General features: G+C 40.3%; 22 protein-coding genes. 12 read left to right on the top strand and 10 right to left on the bottom strand.

All coding sequences use genetic code 11. The features are described from left to right. Positions 1-186 precede the first annotated feature (186 nt). Complete coding sequence (locus tag QNI15_RS16945; protein ID WP_314032700.1) at positions 187-861, top strand: hypothetical protein; 675 nt, start codon at positions 187-189, stop codon at positions 859-861. Between the two features lie 3 nt (positions 862-864). On the opposite strand, the gene QNI15_RS16950 is transcribed toward QNI15_RS16945, so the two are convergent. Further along, a complete protein-coding gene (locus QNI15_RS16950; RefSeq protein WP_314032701.1) occupies positions 865-1,086 on the bottom strand; it encodes a hypothetical protein in 222 nt (73 codons plus the stop codon). 959 nt (positions 1,087-2,045) lie between these two features. Here QNI15_RS16950 and QNI15_RS16955 point away from each other — a divergent pair. The 3 genes from QNI15_RS16955 to QNI15_RS16965 all read left to right on the top strand — a co-directional run bounded on the left by QNI15_RS16955 (position 2,046) and on the right by QNI15_RS16965 (position 4,885). Then, positions 2,046-3,248, top strand: a complete 1,203-nt coding sequence (locus tag QNI15_RS16955; protein WP_314032702.1) for a PQQ-dependent sugar dehydrogenase — start codon at positions 2,046-2,048, stop codon at positions 3,246-3,248. Positions 3,249-3,323: 75 nt separating this feature from the next. Continuing rightward, complete coding sequence (locus tag QNI15_RS16960) at positions 3,324-4,190, top strand: SDR family oxidoreductase (RefSeq protein ID WP_313995717.1); 867 nt, start codon at positions 3,324-3,326, stop codon at positions 4,188-4,190. Between the two features lie 263 nt (positions 4,191-4,453). Then, positions 4,454-4,885: a DUF1810 domain-containing protein gene (locus tag QNI15_RS16965; protein WP_314032704.1), complete on the top strand. Its 432-nt coding sequence runs from the start codon at positions 4,454-4,456 to the stop codon at positions 4,883-4,885. A gap of 127 nt (positions 4,886-5,012) precedes the next feature. Here QNI15_RS16965 and QNI15_RS16970 read toward each other — a convergent pair whose 3' ends face one another. The 5 genes from QNI15_RS16970 to QNI15_RS16990 form a co-directional block, all read right to left on the bottom strand. Continuing rightward, positions 5,013-5,912: a helix-turn-helix domain-containing protein gene (locus QNI15_RS16970; protein ID WP_313977787.1), complete on the bottom strand. Its 900-nt coding sequence runs from the start codon at positions 5,910-5,912 to the stop codon at positions 5,013-5,015. Between the two features lie 12 nt (positions 5,913-5,924). Further along, the gene (locus QNI15_RS16975; RefSeq protein WP_314032705.1) at positions 5,925-6,278 is read right to left on the bottom strand and encodes a hypothetical protein; all 354 of its coding nucleotides are present in this window, start codon (positions 6,276-6,278) and stop codon (positions 5,925-5,927) included. 187 nt (positions 6,279-6,465) lie between these two features. Continuing rightward, positions 6,466-6,903: a DUF2147 domain-containing protein gene (locus QNI15_RS16980; RefSeq protein WP_314032706.1), complete on the bottom strand. Its 438-nt coding sequence runs from the start codon at positions 6,901-6,903 to the stop codon at positions 6,466-6,468. 11 nt (positions 6,904-6,914) lie between these two features. Then, the gene (locus QNI15_RS16985; RefSeq protein WP_314032708.1) at positions 6,915-7,697 is read right to left on the bottom strand and encodes an SDR family oxidoreductase; all 783 of its coding nucleotides are present in this window, start codon (positions 7,695-7,697) and stop codon (positions 6,915-6,917) included. Positions 7,698-7,891: 194 nt separating this feature from the next. Next, positions 7,892-9,730, bottom strand: a complete 1,839-nt coding sequence (locus QNI15_RS16990; RefSeq protein WP_314032709.1) for a glycoside hydrolase family 2 protein — start codon at positions 9,728-9,730, stop codon at positions 7,892-7,894. A gap of 1,091 nt (positions 9,731-10,821) precedes the next feature. Between QNI15_RS16990 and QNI15_RS16995 the strand changes: the two genes are divergently transcribed. The 4 genes from QNI15_RS16995 to QNI15_RS17010 all read left to right on the top strand — a co-directional run bounded on the left by QNI15_RS16995 (position 10,822) and on the right by QNI15_RS17010 (position 16,405). Further along, positions 10,822-11,505, top strand: a complete 684-nt coding sequence (locus tag QNI15_RS16995; RefSeq protein ID WP_313977778.1) for a DUF4142 domain-containing protein — start codon at positions 10,822-10,824, stop codon at positions 11,503-11,505. Positions 11,506-11,710: 205 nt separating this feature from the next. After that, positions 11,711-12,985 (top strand): glycosyltransferase family 1 protein, encoded by a 1,275-nt coding sequence (locus QNI15_RS17000; RefSeq protein WP_314032710.1) that lies wholly within the window; start codon positions 11,711-11,713, stop codon positions 12,983-12,985. Positions 12,986-13,098: 113 nt separating this feature from the next. Further along, positions 13,099-14,289, top strand: coding sequence for a UDP-galactopyranose mutase (glf, locus tag QNI15_RS17005; RefSeq protein ID WP_314032712.1), 1,191 nt, complete (start codon positions 13,099-13,101; stop codon positions 14,287-14,289). Next, a complete protein-coding gene (locus tag QNI15_RS17010; protein WP_314032713.1) occupies positions 14,231-16,405 on the top strand; it encodes a family 1 glycosylhydrolase in 2,175 nt (724 codons plus the stop codon). Before glf ends, QNI15_RS17010 begins: the two co-directional genes overlap by 59 nt. 423 nt (positions 16,406-16,828) lie before the next feature. On the opposite strand, the gene QNI15_RS17015 is transcribed toward QNI15_RS17010, so the two are convergent. Both QNI15_RS17015 and QNI15_RS17020 read right to left on the bottom strand, forming a co-directional pair. Continuing rightward, a complete protein-coding gene (locus QNI15_RS17015) occupies positions 16,829-17,275 on the bottom strand; it encodes a DUF305 domain-containing protein (RefSeq protein ID WP_313977772.1) in 447 nt (148 codons plus the stop codon). Positions 17,276-17,453: 178 nt separating this feature from the next. Next, positions 17,454-17,966: a hypothetical protein gene (locus QNI15_RS17020; RefSeq protein ID WP_314032715.1), complete on the bottom strand. Its 513-nt coding sequence runs from the start codon at positions 17,964-17,966 to the stop codon at positions 17,454-17,456. A gap of 1,134 nt (positions 17,967-19,100) precedes the next feature. Here QNI15_RS17020 and QNI15_RS17025 point away from each other — a divergent pair. Next, positions 19,101-19,334, top strand: coding sequence for a copper chaperone (locus QNI15_RS17025; protein WP_314032716.1), 234 nt, complete (start codon positions 19,101-19,103; stop codon positions 19,332-19,334). Positions 19,335-19,381: 47 nt separating this feature from the next. On the opposite strand, the gene QNI15_RS17030 is transcribed toward QNI15_RS17025, so the two are convergent. Further along, the gene (locus tag QNI15_RS17030) at positions 19,382-19,864 is read right to left on the bottom strand and encodes a hypothetical protein (RefSeq protein ID WP_314032717.1); all 483 of its coding nucleotides are present in this window, start codon (positions 19,862-19,864) and stop codon (positions 19,382-19,384) included. Between the two features lie 95 nt (positions 19,865-19,959). Then, positions 19,960-20,157, bottom strand: a complete 198-nt coding sequence (locus tag QNI15_RS17035) for a hypothetical protein (protein ID WP_313977764.1) — start codon at positions 20,155-20,157, stop codon at positions 19,960-19,962. 601 nt (positions 20,158-20,758) lie between these two features. On the opposite strand from QNI15_RS17035, the gene QNI15_RS17040 reads away from it, so the two are divergent. The 3 genes from QNI15_RS17040 to QNI15_RS17050 all read left to right on the top strand — a co-directional run bounded on the left by QNI15_RS17040 (position 20,759) and on the right by QNI15_RS17050 (position 22,968). Beyond that, positions 20,759-21,202: a hypothetical protein gene (locus QNI15_RS17040; protein WP_313995740.1), complete on the top strand. Its 444-nt coding sequence runs from the start codon at positions 20,759-20,761 to the stop codon at positions 21,200-21,202. A 293-nt stretch (positions 21,203-21,495) separates the two neighbouring features. Continuing rightward, positions 21,496-22,278 carry a DUF421 domain-containing protein gene (locus QNI15_RS17045; RefSeq protein WP_313995741.1) on the top strand — a complete coding sequence of 261 codons (783 nt, stop codon included), beginning with the start codon at positions 21,496-21,498 and terminating at the stop codon, positions 22,276-22,278. Between the two features lie 6 nt (positions 22,279-22,284). Next, positions 22,285-22,968 (top strand): DUF421 domain-containing protein, encoded by a 684-nt coding sequence (locus QNI15_RS17050; RefSeq protein WP_313995743.1) that lies wholly within the window; start codon positions 22,285-22,287, stop codon positions 22,966-22,968. Positions 22,969-22,974: the final 6 nt, after the last annotated feature.

The following is a 22,974-nucleotide window of genomic DNA, read 5'->3' on the forward strand; positions in this document are numbered from 1 at the left end:
ATCCCTGGATGTTTGCAGATATTACTAAAAAAATAGGAATAAAGATCTGAAAATACGAATACAGATAATCGATGGAGTATTTCTTTTCAAAGCCTCTGACTCTTACACGGGCTTTGACTGTTGACTGAAGCTTGGTAATTTACTGTTGAGTTACCAACGAACTACATGTAAACTTTTTTGAAGACTATGGATTTAAAAAGTAAAATTGATCAGATAAAAAACAAACTGAAAACAGAGGCTGATATACTGAGTGGAAAAGAAAGCAAAAGCAAAGTATTCGAAAGTGTCCGGCAGTTGACTGATCAGGAAAATGGGGAACAAGAGTGGAGCAAAGCACAGCAGAGACTTTTTGATGTAGACAGATGGAGTGATGTAGGGGGCATTTCTACTGCCTCATTCTTATTACATGATTCCATGGGCAACCGTGTAACGAGAAAAATACCACAGGTAGGCGACAAAATCAGTATTGATCTTCCTGGCCCACTTCCCTTGAACTGGGTAGAAGTAGTTCAGATTACAGACGAGCCAGAAAAGGCAGAATTTATTGTTTGTCCGACTTCAGATCCAACTAAAACAGTAGATTCAGATCAAGACTTCTCCGGGGGGGATGTAGTAGGGGAAGATCAAGTAACTGATCACTTTTTTACATCAGACGCATTAAGCATTTTCCGGGTTGAAAGAAAGGGCAAACAACTTACTGCTACTCAGATAGGCTTACATGAAAAGATAAACAACTCTACAGAAGAAGCAGGCAATAAGGCTCTACTCAATACATTAGTGGCAGAGAGTGGTTGGTTGCTCTTTCAGCCACACCAGTGGCAAACTTTAACAGACTATGTAGCAGGTATTTCTCAGAAGTGATACCTAAGCTTCCTTGCCATTTACAGGAACAGTTGCAGTACCATCCGGGCAGGGAAGCTTTGTCAGAGCTTTTTGTGTTCGTTCTTCCTGTAATAATTCTTCCAGCTCAGCCCGGTTTTGATTCTGAAGCTTGATCAACTGACAGATGAGTTGTGTCTGGGTGGCTATTTGTTTACGTTTTTCTTCGATTCGTACTCTGATAGACTTATTAACTGATTTATGCATAAGGCAATTTATTAATTCCGGACACTACATTAAATGGGTTCTACACAACTCTCAGAACGTAACAGAAAAAAACCTTTCTGAATCAGGAAGGCTTTTCACATCGTATTTCATACAAAACGAATACACTTAAACTATATATACACTATTCGTAACTATTAATAAAAGTTAGAAAGGATGTTACTGTCTAATTTATTGTTGATTCAGTAATACAATACCTTTCACCTCCAATATTGTTTGTCATCTATTTGGTTTTTACAAAGGTCTTCAATAAAAAAAATCTACAAAAGAGTGTAAATACTTATTTGTAAAAACGCGTATTTATTACAGCCTGATTCCTGAATAAATAAAGTTTTTTAGCTACTCAATTGGATTTTGATCAAAATATCTTCTTATAGAATGCTCATGATAACTGCATAGACAATGTTCCTTATTCTTCCAAAAGAAGCGCAGTGTTTTAAGGATTATGAGGCAGGTTTTTGTTGTTCATCCCTCTGATGAGTAGCTCCACCATCTGGCATTACAGTACTGATCCCAACCTGTATTTTGTTCTTACAAATAGAATTGACTTTATATTCTTATTCTATAGGCTGCACCTCTGGATTGTTGAAGTAATCTCTCACATTTATTGGGTAATCCCTCTGAATGTCTGTTAGTTAGTATGAATAAATACTCATTTTTTAAAATAGGTATTTAACGCAATAGGTGTACCTCTGCAAACAATGACTATAAAAGAATATAAATAGCTTTATAAGTAACTGCTTGATATTTAGGTAGTTGAGTGCTTTGTGTATTGTGGGGATATATAGCTACCGATCTGTTCAAAATGTGAGGTTAACAGATAGTAGGATAAACGGGTATGGTTTTTACAACCTTCTAGTAAAACATGACTGTAGAAGCATTTTATGTATTCAATGCAGATAATACTTTTTAACTTATTTCTTTTCAAATCGCTTATAATCATGCAATTTAATTTTCTACACCCGGTAAAAATGGTTTTTGCAGCAACACTACTAGGCATGATGCTTACAGGTTGCGATTCAAATGATGAGGATGATCCTGATGGCCTTACCAGTGTAGAAGGCCATGTTTTCCATCCGGTACAGGAGCAGGCCACAGATCAGAATGTCGCTCAGCTCAAGGTACCTGCAAACTTCACAGTCAGCAAGTTTGCAGAAAATCTTGGTAAGCCTCGTATGCTGGCAGTAGGCTCTGACGGGCAGGTATATTTTACAGACAGAGATGCAGGCACCGTAACCCTTTTGCGTGACACCAATTCCGATGGAAAATCAGATCAGTCACAGGTGGTTGCCAATAAACCCAATATGCATGGAATCACTATTCACAACAATCAGATGTATCTGGTTACGGTTCATGAAGTGTTCTCTGCTGCTATTAACAATGATGGGACACTGGGAACGTTAAAAATGCTTATTTCAGATTTGCCCGACGCAGGTCAGCATCCCAATCGCACCATTGCATTTGGGCCAGATGGTAAAATGTACATCACTGTAGGTAGTACCTGTAATGCCTGTGCAGAACCGAATGCTGAAAACGCTACCATTTTGCAAGCCAACGCAGATGGTTCTAACCGAAAAATATTTGCTTCCGGATTACGTAACACAATCGGATTTGGATGGCATCCTCAAACCCAGAAGATGTATGGCATGGATCATGGCATCGACTGGCTAGGAGACAGAGAACAGCAGGAAGAAGTGAATCTTTTGGAACAAGGTAAATTTTATGGCTGGCCTTATATCTACGGCGATGGAAAATTTAATCCGCAGCCTCCGCCTGAAGATTCTACCTATGAGCAATACCTGGCCAAAACTACACTACCTCTCCTACAGTATGAAGCACATAGTGCCCCACTGGCAATGGTATTTTATACTGGCTCACAATTTCCATCTGAGTATCAAACAGATGCTTTTGTTGCCATGAGAGGTTCCTGGAATCGCCGGGACCCTGTAGGGTACAAAGTGGTACGATTGCATTTTGAAAATGGACAACCTACCCGTTTTGAGGACTTTCTGACAGGATTTTTGATCAATAATAATACGAGTCATTTTGGACGTTTAGCCGGACTAACTGTGCATACCGATGGATCACTATTAGTCTCAGATGATACTAATGGAGTTATTTACCGGGTTTCGTATACTCCGTAAATGCATACTTTGAACAGAGACATACCAACAAAACATTTTTTGATTTCTATTCTTTTACCTTAACAATCTAATGCTATGCCAACTGATCAATATCCAAATAATTTCCCTGCGCAAACACAAGACGGCCAACCGGGAATGGAAACTGAAATGACGCCACAACCGGAAGTTATTCGGGAAGACTACCGTGGAAGCGGTAAACTAGAAGGTAAAGTCGCCCTGATTACAGGTGGTGACAGCGGCATTGGACGTGCAGTAGCTGTACATTTTGCCAGAGAAGGGGCCAATGTTGCCATTGTATATCTGAATGAAAATGAAGATGCACAGATAACAAAACAACTGATTGAAGACGAAGGTCGGCAGTGTCTGCTGATCCAGGGCGATATCCGGGATGAAAGCTTCTGCCAGAATGCTGTACAGCAGACGAAGCAACGTCTGGGACGGTTTGATGTACTGGTTAATAATGCGGCTGAACAACATCCTCAAGATGATATTCAGACCATTAGCAAAGAACAGCTGGAAACAACTTTTGAGACCAATATATTTTCCATGTTCTATTTCGCCAAAGCTGCGTTGAGTCTGTTGCCTGAAGATGGAGTCATTATAAACACCAGCTCTGTAACTGCTTATAAAGGCAATCCTACGCTGCTGGATTATTCTTCTACCAAAGGTGCCATTGTTGCTTTTACCAGAGCGTTATCACAGAATCTGGCATCCAAAGGAATCCGGGTCAATGCGGTAGCGCCAGGACCTATCTGGACGCCTCTCATTCCTGCTACCTTTGAAGCGGAGAAGGTGAGTAAATTTGGTAAAGATACTCCATTAGGCAGAGCAGGTCAGCCATCCGAAGTAGCACCAGCCTATGTGTTTCTGGCATCCAAAGATAGCAGTTATATTACCGGACAGGTTATCCATGTCAATGGTGGCTCTGTTGTTAATGGATAAAATCAGACCTGAAAAGTTTGCTGAATACTCATAGTTTTGCAGAGTACTTAGTTGGTTCTAAAATAAGTTGACACATGCGTTAACTTATTTTAGAACCAATTAGTCATATATTCATAGCAAAACTTTCAATCCCTGTATAGACTCTGGCTATCCGTTTTACCAGCAGCACAGGATCTTTGTCTGATCCAGCCCAATAGGGGGAAGTACTGTTTTTATGGTATCAAAGAAAGACAACGCCTTATTGTTCACTAAAAAACATAATCATGTCAACAGACACATTGAGCAGATTTCTGGATGCACAAAACCAGGTGTATCTGAAAGCACTACAAGAAATCAGAACTGGCCGCAAAACTTCCCATTGGATGTGGTACGTCTTCCCTCAGATTAAGGGGTTGGGGAAGAGTGACACAGCAAAATTTTATGCTATTGAGGACATTGATCAAGCCAGAGCCTATCTGCTTCATCCGGTGCTGGGTAAAAATCTGATCGAAATTTCACAGGCAGTTTTACAACTGGAGGGAAAAACAGCCAACCAGATATTTGGCTCTCCGGATGATTTGAAGCTATGTTCCTGCATGACCTTATTTGCCAATGTAAAAGATTCCGATCCTGTTTTTAAGAATGTTATTAACACTTTTTTTAAAGGAATACAGGATCAGAAGACCTTAGACATCCTGCAAAAAGAGCATCTATAACACGCCTGTATTTATTTTTCAATCATTGGTTAGTATCTATTTATATGCTTTATTTTATCCTCATCTATCTTTTATGAACGAGTAGGAGAGTATAAAATAAAAGGAGGGAAGATGTCAGTTGAAACAATTAATTAAACGATTGTCTGAATTCTAAAGGAGAAAGATTAGTTTTTGCTTTGAATAATTTACTAAATGACTGAGGATGCTCAAAACCAAGTCCGTAGGCAATTTCACTTACGGATAATTCAGTGGTAGATAGTTTCTCCTTTGCTTTGTCAATCAGCTTTTCATGAATGATCTGCTGGGTAGTTTGCCCAGTAAGTTGTTTCAATAAACTGCTCAGATATTTGGTTGAAATATTCAGTTTGTCGGCAATGTATTGAACGCTGGGTAATCCTTTTATCATCAAGTCTTCATTACCAAAATAGTCTGCCAATACATCTTCCATCCGCTCTAAAATTTTGTGATTGGTGATTTTGCGGGTAATGAACTGGCGTTCGTAAAACCGTTGGGCATAGGTAAACAACACTTCCAGTTGTGCAATGATTACATCCTGACTGAATTTATCAATGTTTGAATGGTACTCCTGTTTGATATTGTCAATAATCCCATTGATAAGGGTCTCTTCTTTGTCTGAAAGAAACAGAGCTTCATTGGCAGCATACCCAAAATATTCATATTGCTTTATCTTTTTTGCAAGAGAGGTATTCCATAGAAAATCAGGATGAATAAACAGCATCCAACCTTCAATGTTTGCAGGTACACCACTTTCTTCACCCCGCAACACCTGTCCAGGCGACAAAAACGCCATTAATCCTTCGTCAAAATCGTATTTCTGTTGCCCATATAACAAGTTGTTACAACCTCTCTTGAGGGATACTACATAGAAGTCAAAAATAACGGCATTGATATTTGGGTCATTTTTCAGTCCTTTCAAATCTATTATACCAATCAGCGGATGATGGGGTTTGGGAAGATTCATCAATCGATGTATTTCCGATATGGATTGTATTCTATAGGGTTTCATAGTAGAGGTAGTTTACTTTTTAAATGGATATTTCAGCCATATCAGCAGTAAGGGCATTACCAGAAACGGAATCTCTATTAACGCCATTCGACCATTTCCGGCTCGTAATGCCAATCCCATAATAAAAAGAATTGAGATAGCATTGAGCATATTGCCAAGGAAAAATGTCTTGGGAATCAGTAACAGAACCCCCACAGCTATAGTTAAAAAGCCAAGGAATGGAATAATCGATTCACTGATACCTAAGTCATTCATCATTTTGACTGATTCGGGATTGTTTTTATAGTGAAATGTATCCCAGCCGTGTTTGAAACTTAGTGATACGCTAACGATCAATAATACTAAGGAAAGAATGTTTTTTATCATTTTAGGTAAGAATCTACTTTTGATTATATAACTGGCCAAGAATGAGATCTGGACAATAATGATCGACCTTGTTAACCCTCTTTTGGATTTGTTGAGGTATTGCTGCCTATGCTTGAACTACAGAAAAAACAGATAGAATAACCTAGGGAAGTCACATTGGAAAGAAAAACAAAATGTTGCCTGAATCTCAATTTTGAACACGTTTCCATGTGAACGTTTTACCTATCATTGGAACACCTTTATACCCTCTGGTTTCAAGGTTGTCCGCATTTTTAAGTACACCTTTTAGACTATAGGTATTTCCATCCTGTACACTATATAGCTTTCCATCTCTATACTCGCCGTCTTTGTAAACCAGTTCTGTAATATGTACAATACCCTGTCTGGATCGGTTTCTTAGTTTTTCGTTGGGGTTATTGCTATCTTTCTTAGACGTTTTTCCGTCAGCTTCAAACATATCTTTTGCCCATAACAGTTTACCGAAGTAAGTAGTACCTGACTTGAAGATCTCTATTTTAAAGTCATCACATTGCCATATTCCTACTATCTGGTCTGGTGATAATTTCTGTGCAAAAGTGCCTATTGATACAAACAGCATGATGACTACTAAAAGTGATTTTTTCATCTCTACCATATTTAGTAGTTAGCAGTCAGTTGTTTAAATTTTTTAAATTCGCCATGTCCGAACCTGAGCAGGAGATTGGGCATAAGTCTGCTCACCGTTTTTATTATACTAATGAGGAAAGGTTTAATCTCTGGTTTGTCATTCAAGAGTCCTTTAATGGCAATGTTTACCATTTTGTCTACATTCATCATCATAGAGGGGTTTGGTTGTAGCACCCAATCATTTTGAAGATTGGTATTCACACCCGGAGGCACTACTTCGAATACTTTTACGTTTGTTTCTTCCAGTTGCAAGCGCAATGCCTGTGTATAGGCGTGAACTCCTGCTTTTGACGCACTATACACAGGTGCAGAAGAATAGGCCGTAAAGGCAATTGCCGATGAAACGTTGACAATTGCAGCCGACTTTTTTGTTCGTAAATGCGGTAAAAACTGATGCACCATCTGGATAGTACCCGAAAGATTGGTGACAATTTCACGGTTAATATTTTCCAGATCCAATCGAGTATCCTCTACATCAATCAAACGCATAATGCCAGCGTTGTTGATGATGATATTCAACTCAGGAAATTGTCGGGTAACATCTTTGTACAACTTTTCAATGTCCTGTGGTTTGCTCACATCGCTTTGGAAGGGGTGAATTTTTGGAAACGCCGTTTTTGTTTTCTCCAATGCCTCCAGGTTACGTCCTGTAACGATGATTGTAGCTCCTTGTTGGGTAAGTTGTCTGACAAACTCTAAGCCAATCCCGCTTGTTCCGCCGGTGATTAGAATGGTGCTGTTTTTTAATTCCATTTTTCTGATTTTTTGTTTAAGCAAAGGTAAACAGAGGCCAGAAAACGGAATTAGTCAAAAGTCGTATTGTTGTAGTTGAAAGGGAGTATTGGATAAAAAGTTTATGACAGGTAGTCGCGTTTAAAAGTGTTAACTTTCTTAACGCGATACTATCCTGGTAACCTGTTCCATATACTAGATATTCGTTCGATATTTTATAGTTGTATATCTTTGGAAGATAACACATTGGCAGGAACCTGTAATTCTCCGGTATGTGCATCGATAATGCCATTTCGTTCATCTTCGATATTAATGGCCTGTGTATACACATCTCCCGCTATAGGATGTTTTCGCAATTCCTGTTTGAACAGTCGGATTTGCTCTGTCCGGCTTTCTGCATCATTGGGCCCTCCATAATCTACAAAGCCAAAACCACCCCATTCACTCACCAGCAATGGTTTTTGTTTGCGATAAAAGAACGGATCACCTACCACTAGGGGAAACGCAGCTACCCCTTCCATTTCACCAGCTACTAATCGGTCCAGCAACTGTTTCCATCGGTCCAGATCAGGTGTATACAAATGGGCAGTCAGTAAATCGGATTTCAAACGTCCCTCTGAGGAAACGTGGTGCCATCCATCATTATCAACAACCAAAAACTGAGGATGGTGAATCTGCATATAATGATACATATCCATGATGTATTGACGGGTTTCCGGATTGATAGCAATATCCTGAGCGCCCCAATCTTCATTGTACAGACTCCAGATTATGATGGACGGATGGGTTTCAATGAGTGTGAGCATTCGAAGCAATTCGGTCCGGTGATTCTGACGACTTACCTGGCTGGAACTATGTGGACTGGGTACCTCAACCCATAAAAGCATACCCATTTCGTCTGCTAAATTATAAATCCTTGGATCAACGCCTGTAATATGAATCCGCACCAGGTTGCAGCCCAACTCCTTCATCGCCTGCATATGACGTTGCATTTCTTCGTAAGTAGCCGTACCGGGTTGATAAAGGATACCATCCAGATAGACAGGGGTATGGTTCAAATATATTTTAGAACTGCGGGATTCTATTTTACGCAAACCAAATAACGTCTCAATTTCGGCTGCGTAGCCACTGGGATCAATCAGTTGTGCAACAAGTCGATACAGATGGGGAGATTCCGGTGACCAAAGCTCAGCTCCGGGAACTTCAATAGCTACGCGTTGGCGTTTCTGACCAACTTCCAGACGTAACGGAAAGTCGGATGTAGCCAGGGGTTCGGTTGACTTGCGGCTTCGTTCGTAGACTTTTAATCGTAAGGTATAACAACCAGGATCATGAATCCGGGTGGTAAGATTAAACTGAACAAGCTTGTCTTCTATTATACTAATCACCCCAACTCGTGAACGAAGCCGATTGCGTTCTACCGTTTCCAGCCAGATACTGCGTACTGCACCTGTATAGGTCTGATACCAGATACCTCCCCGTTTGTACACATGCGATTCCTGTTTGCCTCTTGGAATTTCGGCATCCATTGTATCTGCAATCCGGACAGTAAGCCGATTGACAGGACGCAGCATTTCCTGGTTTAATTCATAGGAAAAAGAAGTGTACTCGCCATAATGGATCTCTTCCCCATCAATGGTTTGCAGAGGCAGTCCATTCAGCCAGACTCTGGTCTCATACCCACAGGCACCAAATGTGATCTGTAGCATAGAGTGAATAGATTCTTCGATGGTAGCATGAAAGGAAAATTCCCGTTCATACCACACAATCACCTTATCCTGCCAGGAAGAGGAAGGGTGGGAATCTTTTGCTTCTGCCATGTGAGATTCTACTGCACCCGGCCAGTGAGCAGTATGTTGATAAGTATGGGCAAGATACCACTTGTTGGCCAACCCCTGGTCTTCATTGTCCAATGAAAATTTCCATTCGCCATCCAGAAGAGCAAATCGGGTGTGCCGAAGTACTGCCCGTGGCAAAGGGTTCACAAAGTGTACCTCCTCTGCTGATTCTTCCTGAATTTCTGTAAGTCCGTAGTTTGGGTGATTGGTTTCCATGAGAGTTGATTGGGTAAAAGCTATATTGATTCTAATAGGATATTGTCTTTATTACTATTCAGATGCTCACATATTGTAAATTCCAGTTTAAAAAGTGTCTTTACCTGTTTGTAAAGGTATACCTGGTATACATGTTCTGAGTAAATACAATTCAGATCAGACATTTACTGGGCAAACAAGCCAGGAAAGCCAAACGTGTTGTGTATAGGGTTTCCAACTGCTATCTACCGATGACCAGTCATACGAGATAGCTGGATAGCAGTAAAAAAAACATTCCTGCTCTGATGTTTTGTTTTTCTTCTGAGGCAAGTTTACCTAGTGGTAAGCTGCTACTTTTATGTGCAGCTAGAATAGATTATAGGGAAGCAACACAGTACGTTTTCCTGAATGACCAAATTGTTGTTACTGGCTTCTGTTTTAGCAGGAACTGCTCAGCTTCTATTTTCAGCATACAAAATAGTCGTATTGTAAACAGATGTTGGGTGCTTGCCAAATCCTGTAAAAACTGTTGAGATAGTATCTGATAAAGTTTGTCAATGTAGCAGGAAACGGCAGAGTTCCTGGTGTGCTTATCTCGTATATATCTTAAATCCTATTCCGGACTTTTCTATCATTTATGTAGACACCTTATCTCAGCTGGCTCGGCTTTGTACAGATTGGGGAGGGATGATAAAAACCATGCCCCGCCGTCCTGTTCTTGCCCCGGCCAGCAGTCTAACTACAAATACATGCTATAAAATATTGAAAATAAGTATTTTATGCAGTCGGCTCAATCCATAGCCTGGTATACAAAAGCTAGGCTTATGCCTATTAGAACACACTATTTCGTTTCATAAACTTCACACCTGGGTATCTGCCACCACTCCAATGTGCGTCAAATACTCCTTTTTAAAAACAGGTATTTAACGCACCCTATATCAATCTACTCTTTAGACAAGGCACTGTTTTGTATAAGTATTCCTGCAGATAATATAAAATTCTGTTCATACCTAGGTTCAGATAAACGGATCTTCAGATGGTATACACTTACATCCGGCAGAAATTCTCTGCTATGTGAGAGACATAAAAATCACTTAATCAAAACAACCCTTATGACAACCTACAATATCAAACTACGTTGCATCCTGGCTGGTGCTATGTTACTGGCAGTCACATCACTGATCCCTCTGACAAGCTTTGCTCAGCAATCAGGAAATCAAGCATCTGGCAATAAGACGGACGCCTCTGCTATGATAGGCGGAATGAGCCGAACAGAGCTAGAGCGTATCAACAAGGAAGGCGCTGCCAAAGTAGCTGCTGTTACGGCAGATAAGAAAGCACTTTCTCAAAAAGATCAGACCTTATTTATGGAGGTAGCCAAAGGGGGCATGCAACAATTAATGCTCAGCCAGCTGGCTGTTCAAAAAGCTAGCAATGATCAGATACGTCAAATAGCGCAGGCAGAGGTAGAAGAACAAAATGGTCTGGCAGCCAAGCTAACCGAAATAGCTTCGGCTAAAGGTGTTAATCTTCCCAGAGAAATAGATTCTCAAACACAGGAAATGCTTTCTAAGCTTGGCAAACTAACAGGTAGTGAATTAGACCGCTTTTATATGCAAGAGAGTGGCGTAAATGGTCATGAAAAGCTGGACAAGGTAATGAGTATGGTTGAGTCTGAGGCCAGTGATTCAAATTTGAAGAGTCTGGCAGCTGCAGCCCATCCACTTGTACGTACCCATTTGAAAGTATCCCGGGAAGTACTCAATTCTATGAGTAATCCGGTAGGCAATAAATAAAGGAATCAGGAAAAAGATCTGCACAGTAGCAGATAGATATAAGCTCAAAGGAAATGGTGATGCAGAGAGAGTCTATCTGATTTGTCAGATCTGCTAACCTTAGTATATGCAAGCAATCAACTGCTATACTAAGGTTAGTATATCCTGCGTCTGATTTAACCTTACTTCTTTTCAGCATACTTCACTTAATCTCCCATTACATAGTATGAAGACCGTTTCGAAAGATCAATCTAGTCTACTAGCCTCTACTGTTGTACAAATTACAGATCCATTGCAAAGCACAACCTCTATACAAGGTAATATTGGTAATATGTCTGATACTCAGCTAACTGAAAAAGATATAGACACACCAGCAGAAATATCTGTTCAAAACCTGATCTGTTTCTCCCATTTGCGCTGGGACTTTGTTTTTCAACGTCCTCAGCATTTGATGACACGGGCAGCAAGGCAATGGAGGGTTTTCTTTGTAGAAGAACCTGTATTTTCTGATACACAGGAGATTGTCAGTTTTAATGAACGAAACGAAAATAATCTCTGGGTAATCACTCCACAATTTCCAGCTACACTTTCACATACAGAAGCCAGACAAGAACAAGAAGATATACTGAAGACCCTGATAGAAAAATACCGGATTGAAGACTATGTAGCCTGGTATTATACGCCAATGGCATTGGCATTCAGTCAAAATCTGACGCCAAAAGTGACTATCTATGATTGTATGGATGAACTTTCTGCCTTTAAAGGGGCTCCTTTCGAACTGCTGGAATGGGAACAACAATTACTTCAAAAAGCAGATATTGTTTATACAGGAGGGTTGAGTTTGTATGAAGCCAAAAGAGATCGGCATCCGTTTGTTCGTGCGTTCCCCAGCAGCATTGATAAAGATCATTTTGCTAAAGCACATACAGCTGTTGAACCAGCAGGCCAGGCAACCATTGAAGCACCAAAATTTGGGTTTTATGGAGTGATTGACGAACGATTTGATATTGACTTGCTGCGCGATCTAGCTGAACGTCGTCCGGACTGGCATTTTATCATTATAGGTCCGGTCGTAAAGATTGATCCTGCTACCTTGCCTCAGAATCCGAATATTCACTATCTGGGTATGAAATCGTATGAACAGTTGCCTGCCTATCTGGCAGGTTGGGATGTGGCCCTGCTGCTTTTTGCCCGCAATGAATCTACCCGTTTTATTAGTCCAACCAAAACACCGGAATATCTGGCAGCTCACAGGCCAGTTGTCTCTACTCCCATTACAGATGTGATTCGTCCTTATGGAGAAGTGGGTCTGGTTCATATTGCTGAATCAGCAGAGGAGTTTGAGCAGGCGATAGAGAAGGCACTTGACGAAGCAGGAAATACACAATGGCAACAAAGAGTAGATGAGTTCCTCGCAAATAATTCATGGGATTACACCTGGCAACAAATGCAGCAATTGATAACAAAGCTGGCTGAAACGAAAACAAGGCATATGGCTTAGTACTTTGGCCTGGTAGTAACTAGTCCTCCTGCATTACCCTAATTCTATTTTTTGCCAATCAGTTGTAATTCCCTGACATATACCTATTGATCACTTTTTAACTATACCTGTATATGTTTGATTACCTTATTGTAGGTGCTGGCTTTGCTGGCGCTGTACTAGCAGAACGCTTAGCGAAAAAGAGCAACAAAAAAGTCCTTATTATTGATAAACGTAAGCATATAGGCGGTAATGCCTATGATTACTACAACGAATCGGGTATACTGATTCATAAATACGGACCCCATATCTTTCATACCAATTCACCAAAGGTATTTGCCTATTTGTCTGAATTTACGCTATGGAGGCCTTATGAACACAAAGTACTGGCTTCTGTCAGGAACAAATTGCTACCCATTCCTATTAACCTGAATACGGTGAATGGGTTATATGGACATAATTTTGATTCCGCACAACTCGTTGCTTATTTTGATCAGATCAAAGAGCCGATAGAAACTATTCGTACATCCGAAGATGTAGTGCTGAGCCAGGTAGGAAGAGATTTGTATGAAACCTTCTTCAGAGGGTATACCCGTAAACAGTGGGGAATGGACCCTTCGGAACTGGATAAAATGGTAACCTCGCGTATTCCAACCCGCATTGACTGTGATGACCGGTATTTTACAGATACATTCCAGTATATGCCTTTACATGGTTATACCCGTATGTTTGAAAATATGCTGGATCATCCCAATATTCATATTGCACTCAATACGTCCTATACAGAAATTAAGAAATATGTCGGATTTAAAAATTTAATCTTCACCGGACCTGTGGATGAGTATTTCGACTATTGTTACGGGCATCTTCCTTACCGCTCCCTGCAATTCGTGCATAAGACAGTAGATCAGCCTCAATTCCAGTCGGTAGCTGTGGTAAACTACCCCAACGACCAGGACTATACCCGTATCACAGAATACAAGCATTTAACCGGACAGGAACATGCCAAAACCAGTATCACCTATGAGTATCCAAGCTGGAACGGCGATCCGTACTATCCGGTACCCAAGCCTGAAAACGCAGCATTATATCAACAGTACAAGTTGTTAACAGAAACGCTGCCCAACGTGCATTTTGTAGGTCGTCTGGGTACATACCGGTATTACAACATGGATCAGGTGGTTGCTCAGGCACTAACACTGTATGACAAACTATCCGGTAAAAAATCTGTAAACGAAGTTCTTGATCCACAAACTGTAAAAAGACATGTTCCGAGCCCCGGAGTTTACTCACCCAATGCCATCCCTGCCGCTCCCGAATCCTGAGATTTGGGGAGGAATCGAATGTTCTGTGAACCGCATTGAAGACCGATATTTTGACCAGTTACTCAAAAACGGGCATCAAACGCGTATTCAGGATCTGGAAAAGATTGCTCAACTGGGTATTCAGACCATCCGCTATCCGGTCCTATGGGAGCGAATTGCCCCTACCGATCCGAGCCAGCAGGACTGGTCGTGGACTGACGAAAGATTGCAGTTTTTAAAGGATATTGGGATGAATCCGATTGTCGGACTGCTTCATCATGGAAGTGGTCCGGCCTACTGTACCTTTGATCAGCTTCATTTTCCGGAACAGTTTGCCCGTTTTGCCAGAAATGTAGCCGAACGCTATCCGTGGGTGACGCTCTATAATCCCATCAACGAACCGCTTACAACTGCTCGTTTTGCGGGTTTGTATGGACATTGGTATCCACACCGACGTGATGATGCAGGATTCTGTCGCATCCTGATCAATCAATGCAAAGGGATAGTATTGGCTATGCAACAAATCAGGCAGATACAGCCTGCAGCGAAGCTGGTACAAACTGAAGATTTAGGTATTACATACAGCACAAAAGAACTCCAGTACCAAGCTGACTTTGATAATGCACGCAGGTGGTTGGGATATGATTTACTTTGTGGGTTTGTAGATGATAAACACCCGCTTTGGAATTATTTACTTGACTCTGAGATTCCGCCGGAGGAGTTATACTTCTTTCTTGAAAACACGTGTCCTCCGGATATCTTAGGCCTTGATTATTACCTTACCAGTGAGCGATATCTGGATCATGAGATCAATAAATATCCTTCTTTTCTGGTCGGAGGCAACGGCAGACACCAGTATGTGGACATAGAGGCTGTACGAGCACCTGTAGAAATGGCTGGAGGAGAAAAGCTGTTGTTAGAAGCCTGGGAACGGTATGCTATTCCCTTGGCTGTAACGGAAGTGCATCTGGGGTGTACTCGTGAAGAACAAATGCGCTGGTTTTATCAGGCCTGGCAAACCGGACAGAGGCTTATTGCAAAAGGTGTAGACTTCAGAGCCATTACTGCCTGGGCCTCTTTGGGGTCTTTTGACTGGAATACCTTACTTACCAGAGAGGTAGGCTATTATGAACCAGGACTGTTTGATGTACGTTCGTCAGAACCACGTCCAACGGCACTTTCGTTTCTGGTCAAGCAGTTACTAACAGACCAGACTGCTGTACCTTCCGTTGTTCATGAGCCAGGCTGGTGGCAAAGGTCACCGGATGCCCTATCGCATTCGATGACTTGTAAGCCCTTGCTTATATTTACTAATAGCCAGGCCATGCAGGTTGCTTTTGCAACTATATGTGAGGAACGTGGACTCGCCAATCATATTCTGTCTTCGCAATTGGTTATGGATAGTAACCAGCTTTGGGAGTTATTTCAGCTGTATAAACCCTGGGGAGTTATTCTTGCTACAGAAGAAAAAAGCCAAACTCACCTGAATTTGCTCTCATCAGGTACTAATTTCCATTTACATGATATTTCGCTTCTGGTAAAAGCCTGTCAGGAGAATGCAATTCCTTTACTGGCGTTTTCAAATGATTTTGTCTTTGATGGCACCAAAGGGGCTCCTTACCATGAACAGGACCCTGTATCACCTGCCTGTGATAGTGGTATTAGTAAGGTAGCCGCTGAAAACCTGATCCTGCAAAATCTCTCTCAGGCCTTAGTTGTACGTACAGGTGCCTTGTTAAATCCCTGGCATGCGAAGGACTTTATTCAACTCACATTTGAAAAGTTTACTCGTCAGGAAAGTTTTTCTATCCCTGATCACCTACGTTTCTCGCCTTCTTATCTGCCAGAGCTTATACACCAGAGCCTCGACTTATTTCTGGATCAGGCATATGGTATCTGGCATCTGTCCAATAGGGGAGAGATTAGCTGGGCTGAGTTTACGAAAGGCATTGCCTTTCAGGCTGGATTTGATAAAAAATCGGTTGATTACTGGTATTTACGCCAAAAAGAAACGTTTGCAGAGCTGACACCCCGATCAACGGCACTCACCAGTACCAAAGCATCCTTGATGACTGACATAGACCATGCTCTTGCTTCTTTCTGGCAGGCTTCATCTCATCGTTACTTATCGGTTTAATATACGTTTTTCTCAATAAAATTTAGTTGTTTTCTCAGAATACATACTCTGGTGGAAGTATCATATAGCCACAAGATCTTTCACTCTCAGCTTTTGTTCAATAGCAGGTTAACTTGTGGCTTATAACAATTTTGGCCTCTGGTCGGGATATAGTATGAGTACTTTTCTGAAAAGTAATAAGAAAGGTCTGGTTAATATAACCAGACCTTTCGGCATTTTTCTCAAAAATGTATTATGAAAAGATCACAAACAGGCACATAGTATAATTATGATGGATGAGTCAATGAATGTGTTCGAATACTTTCGTAACGAATATTTTGAGTGCCTTTGATAAAAGTCAAATATGATTATAACATTGTCTGCTGCAATTTTAAAGAGCGAATGATTGTTTGTACTAGTTGTTGATGTTCTAGTCCTTTTGTACTATTGCTCCATTTCCTTGAGGAGTTTTTTCATCTGGTCTAATTGGTCTTCCTGTGAATGAAGAATCTGTTGTGAGAGCTTTATGACTCTGGGATCTTTGATAGTTACAGTCTTGCTTGTCATTATAGCCACTGAGTGGTGTGGAATCATGGCTTTCAGGTATTGGGTATCTTTCATGAATGTATGATTCTGTAAAAAGATCAATGACACAAGAAATACTACTCCACTTGTTCCCATAATTATATTATTCATTTTCATGCTGGTATATGTCTTTGGTACCATCAGCAATACCAGGATTGCCATAGGAGATACTATTAAAAGTGTCTTATAGAAATAAGGCATACTCAGAAAAATATGGTCTGTATTGTCTAGGTCTAAATACAGCACCATGTACACAACACAAAAGGCTATTGCCAGCATTAATAAAAATCTCTGATAGGTTGTCATTGTATTTGTAGGTTTGTTGATTGATACATCTTTTAGGTTATCTCTAAACATTTTTATACTTAATCTCAAGACTTGATTCGAATTGTGTTAGTCTTATCCTGTTACTTTGTCCTAGTCAATGTCAATCAAAAGAGGCGCAAATTTCTTACTATCTACTGATGTGTGTCTTAGATAGATACTAATCAATAGAATAGCTTTCTAGCTCAGTATCGACCAAACAAATAGTCTCAGTCACTCTTTCAAACTGCCATCCAAACAGGGGATAGTACTGATATTCTATCTTCTTACCAATGAGTAAACCATCCATTGATTTGGATTCCGGATCTGGAAATAGTTTTCTAACAACTAGCGGAATATCAGTAACTGGCCTTTCATATATCTTGGTGGCCCTTAGCTGTACCAATCCTCTGTCAATAAACTCTTTTGCAGTCAGATACTTTTTCTGTTTTTCAACCATTTCATACAGGTTATCCGAAGGCCCCATTTCACAGACCCGAACAATTTGTTTTTTGCTCCATTCTACCAAAACATAATACAGTGGCTCGTTTTTATATAGCTTAAGCCCATATCTATAGTGTATTCCACCTGCTGAAAATACATCAGCAGAAAGCAACGACTTCATTCTTTTTCCTAAATCCCATGGCAGCCGGTCAGACGGCTCGATGAGTATAAAATCTGTGAATTGCTGCATAACAATGAGTTTGGTATTTGGATTAAATCAGTTTGTGCAACCTTTCTTTAGAAAAAAAGAATATAAAAAGAGTATTGCACAGTAAGTCTTCTTTGTATTTATCAGCTCTAGTGTGTATGTAGTACATTTATTCTTCTCGAATAACAAATTCGATAAAGCAGCAAAGTCAGATAGTGGTTAAAGAGCTATAAGAGTTGAAAAAATGGGTTTTGTAATCTATTCTGTTACTTAACCACTATAAATAAAATAGCCTCACTCCACTATCTGACCTCTGAACTGCTTTACAATTGCTTAAATCACTTCATCATCTATTCTTATCGTCTACAGTCTTTCTGATTCTTGACTTCTATCGCTCCAGGGTTCATGAGAGAGCCGTAGTCAAAAGAATATATTCTGATAAAGAACAAGCAAAAAAATGTGAGGTTGTTAGTTGTTTTTCTGAAAACTCTCTCCCTCAGTTTTGATCATACATAGGATAAAATAATGCCATCTTCTTAACTTTGTTTGGCAGGTGTTACTATCTATGTGTCAACTACTTAATTTCAAAATAAGGTGTTTAACACAAATCAGCACTCTTTCAGATATAGGTGTAGAAAGTGTATACACTGATTTTTTTATACAAATCTGTAGAAATCAATAGGTAGCAAGTGACTGTGGTAAATACGTGTTTGGTTTAGCATTTTCCTGCGATACCTTGTTTTGAATACCGTCCATTGTAACTTTCTTATTTTGAGGTACGAATTTTATGGTATAGAGATGGCGAAAAGTGTTGATTTATAGTAAGGAATTAATTCCTCAGCAAAAGCAGAAAGCTACAATGGCAGCCAGTAAACAGAGCTTTTTAACCTGGCAAGGTATGGCATAGTGTTTTAAAATATAAGCGTATTAGTCTGCGAAAGGAGTGATAAACTCGAAAATAACTGGTTTAAGGTAATTCATCTAAACCAGAGAATGAATCCGGATGTATCCATTCATTTTCAGTTGGATGGTTTTTTATTGTCTTAAGTCAGACCGCAGAGATTTAGCTCACTGACTGATCTGGACAAAACCAGCAGCAGAATCAAAGACTAACAAGAGGCTACCATGCAGGTAGCCTCTATTTTATTTATCTTCTCATTCCCAACTAAATTCAACATGGAGATATTCAAATTTAAAACCGATATCTATTCCATAGAAAGTCAGGCAGGTATTACCCCTTTGCTCAATGAAGATGCAAAAATCGCGCACTGGCATATTAACAGTGATGATCAGACGCTTACCGTTTCGGGTAATGAGCTTGATCCGGAGCATGTAAAAAAGCTGGTGGCACAGGCTGGTTTCCAGGCAAAACTAATTGAAGTATTTGGCGCCAGTGGAAGTAGCTTGTGAAAAAAAAACAAGTACACTTTCTGTCTTTACTTGTCAGATAGATTTTTTTAGAGGGGTATGAGCTGATCAATGGATTCTGACTGCCATCCGTAATAGGGATAGTACATAAATTCAACACAAAGCGAAGAAGGGAGAGTTGAACTTTCACAAATGCGGGAATAGGCAATAACACGGTTCACTGTGATATACACATCTTCAGAAAACTGGGTCTCTATCTTGTCCGCTTTTATCTCTTCCAGTGCTTTCGCAACAGCTGATTGATAGCGCCTATATTTTCTTTCTTTTTCTACCATCTGATAAAGCTCATCTACTTGTCCAATAGGAGCTACCCGTGCAATTTTCTTGAGTTTCCAGTCAATTAGCGCATAGTATATAGGAGTACCCTGATAGAATTTAAGTCCAAACTTATAGTCTCGTCCGGCTGCCGGAAATGCAGTTGCATATAATAAAGAAACAACGCTGGAACAAAGATTCCAGCGAGTTGCAATGTCTCCGGGACTGAAAATGGTAAATTCTTCAAAGTCTCTCATAATTTTCATATCAGGGCGGGAAATTGTTTGGTTTGTAGTATTAAGTTGCTCGTACTAATGGTAGTTATACTATAGGGTTGTCCAGGATGGTATAATCAGGACCTTCTTTTTATATACCCATGCTTTTCTTCTTCCAGTAACCGTTGTAGTTTGACTCGAATCTGATTCTGTTCTAGGCGAATCTGACGGATAAGGTCTTGTTGTCTATCCAAAAGAGCACGTAATACAGTTATCGTATGCTTTCGTTCTGTAGACATTTGGAGTACAGTTGAATGGTTAATTGTCTTTTTCATTGATTGGAGGAGTTATGTAAATCTGGAGACGGACTTACTTTGCTTGTGAATAAAGTGTCAACAGAATACAAAGATTACCAATCTGATTGCGCTGCAAAAGAGAGTTAATACCTAATTGTTAAAATAAGTATTTAGTACAATTTGTTGGTATTCAGTAGATTATATGGGTGTTAATCCTGATTCTATTCTGAGGTGGAAGGTTCTTTTACGGAAGCTATACTATGCAAATGGCTCAATAGGCCCGAAAATGGATGTATCTCTTCTGTTTTTGAGAACATTTATGTACCTGTATGCGTCAAATACGCGATTGTTAAATTGCGTATTAACCCTCTTTTATAAGAATATTCTGTTGACAAACTTTGTAACATCTTACTTCATAACCCTAGAGAGTTAGCCAATGTAGAGTAACTTCTGGGAAAAAATATATATGGTCTTTGATCATATTGGCTGTTTCATATTACTGGCTTTAGCGAGCCGAGAACTTAGGAGCAAAAACCTTTCTGTTTCAGGAAGGTTTTTTTGTAAGTCTGAAAGCGAACCGGCAGAAAACTATATGCTAGAGAGTAACAAAAACAGATTCTGGTATAAAAGAGACAAAAGTATGATTAATCACTTTCAGCTTGCTTGCGGCAGAATGTATGAACACTTCATTCATTGTGCCTTTGCTGATAAACCGCATCAGCTACAAAACTATAATCCGGGTCGGATGATGGAACTGATTGTGGTAGAGGACTGGAAAGAGGATAGAGAGCTATTTGACAAGTTGCTGACCATTATCAAATCTGATACAGAAAATGCCTGGGATGAATTGTCTGGGAACTATTCCTATACTATGCGTCACCACAATGTGGACATGCCTGATACAGACCTATTGATTCTGGATGGTGAGAGTAGAGATACCGCAGTTCAGTTTCTGCAAGAACAATGGGTTTATCTTCGATCTCAGATAGGTCAGGCTTCTTGCTGTAATGACATTATTCAAATCATTTTGTTGGGGTTAACACTGGTTTGTGCTGAACAAAAACTGAATGAGGATAGTAAGTAACTACTTTTTTCCCGCCATGACTGGGAGGTTGGCTTTTTCGATTCGATACGATTACTATGTGCTAGTACATTGCCATGTATCATTCTGACTGAAAGTGTAAATCAGGAACAGCTACTGGATTCAATTTTTACAACTAAGAGGATAGAGCCAGATCAGTGTCTAAAATTAATCATTTGTTCGATCCATTGTGGCATCCTCTACTACCGTACCCTTCTATAAACAGTAATTATCAATAGAAAGAAGTTGACTTACAACCAAATCATTCTGCAACTAAACTCCAATACAAGAACTATATGAAAAAAGAAGATATTCATCTCTGGGATATACAGCGCATCCTGCTGGGTGACGCACCGGTAGTGTTTCTGGTAGAGGTCTTTTTACGGTCGGTATTTATTTTTCTGTTTCTGCTGGTGATTGTCCGATTGCTTGGAAAGAGGATGAACGCCCAGTTAAGCCTTACCGAGATGTCGATTATGATCATGCTAGGTGCTATTGTTTCCGCTCCAATGCAAGATCCGATACGAGGTCTTTTGCCAGGAGTTGTGATTTTACTTTGTGTGTTTGTTGCACTAAGAGGAGTGAACCGACTTTCTGTTGCCTATGCAAAAGTGGAACGGTTGGTACAAGGAGATGTCCGTCTGTTTGTAAAAAATGGTGTTCTCCAGCTCAATCAGATACGTCAGGAAGGCTTTGAACGGGAGCAGATCTTTGCTCATCTGCGTTCAAAAAAAATAACTCATCTGGGCCAGCTTTCACGGGTATATCTGGAAGCTTGTGGAATAGTGAGTATTTATCACAGTGACAAGCCCAAGCCTGGACTTTCTCTTTTACCCTTCACTGATCAAGTAATTGTTGACCGTCAATCCAGTTCAGATGCGTTATTGGCATGTCATAGTTGCGGCTGGGTAATCAGAGAAAAGGACACGGATCAACAGGTATCTTGTCCCAATTGTCAGGCTAATAGTTGGACAAAGGCCTTAATTACTGAAGTTCCACCATCTAAGGATGGAAGTCCTGTCTTTGAAGAAGCCAATGAGGATTCTCAGAAAATTATTTTTTCATCGTATAAACACTAAGCTAGTATGAAAGCTGAAGATATTAAAATCGACGACTTTACCCGGATCTTTTTTGGCGATGCGCCTCCTGTTTTTCTGATAGAGGTAATCATTCGCTTCCTGATTATCTTTATTATTCTGGTTGTGGCTTTGCGTTTATCGGGTAAGTCGCAGGTGTTGTCTCGCAATCGTTCAGAACTGGCAGCCCTGGTATCGCTGGCAGCTGCCATTGGGGTTCCGTTGCAACAACCTTCCCGTGGACTTATACCTGCCTTGATAGTGGCAATTGTCATTGTAGGTATTCAACGACTGGTCTCTCTCTGGGCTTTTTCCAATGAAAAGTTTTCTAATGTAGTGAATGGCAAGTATTCAACATTGGTCGAAGATGGCGTATTGCAGTTGAAAGCTTTACGTAAAATCGGACTTCCCAAAGAACGGATTGTGGCGTCTATTCGTCAGAGTGGGATTGCACATCTGGGTACGATTGAACGACTCTATATGGAAGCCGATGGCACTTTTACCATTATAGAAAACAAACAGGCTAAGCCAGGCCTGTCAATGATACCTATATGGGATCGAGAGTTTCGGGATCAGCAAAAAAAAGCACCCAATGTACAAGTCTGCTCTCAGTGCGGAAGTCCACAACCAGCTGGCAAACAAACTTGTCCGGTTTGTAGTCACAACAAGTGGGAGGAAGCGATAGTTTCGTAAGGACTA

It is taken from the genome of Xanthocytophaga flava (assembly GCF_030068545.1).
In the GTDB taxonomy this organism is placed as follows: Bacteria; Bacteroidota; Bacteroidia; order Cytophagales; family 172606-1; genus Xanthocytophaga; species Xanthocytophaga flava.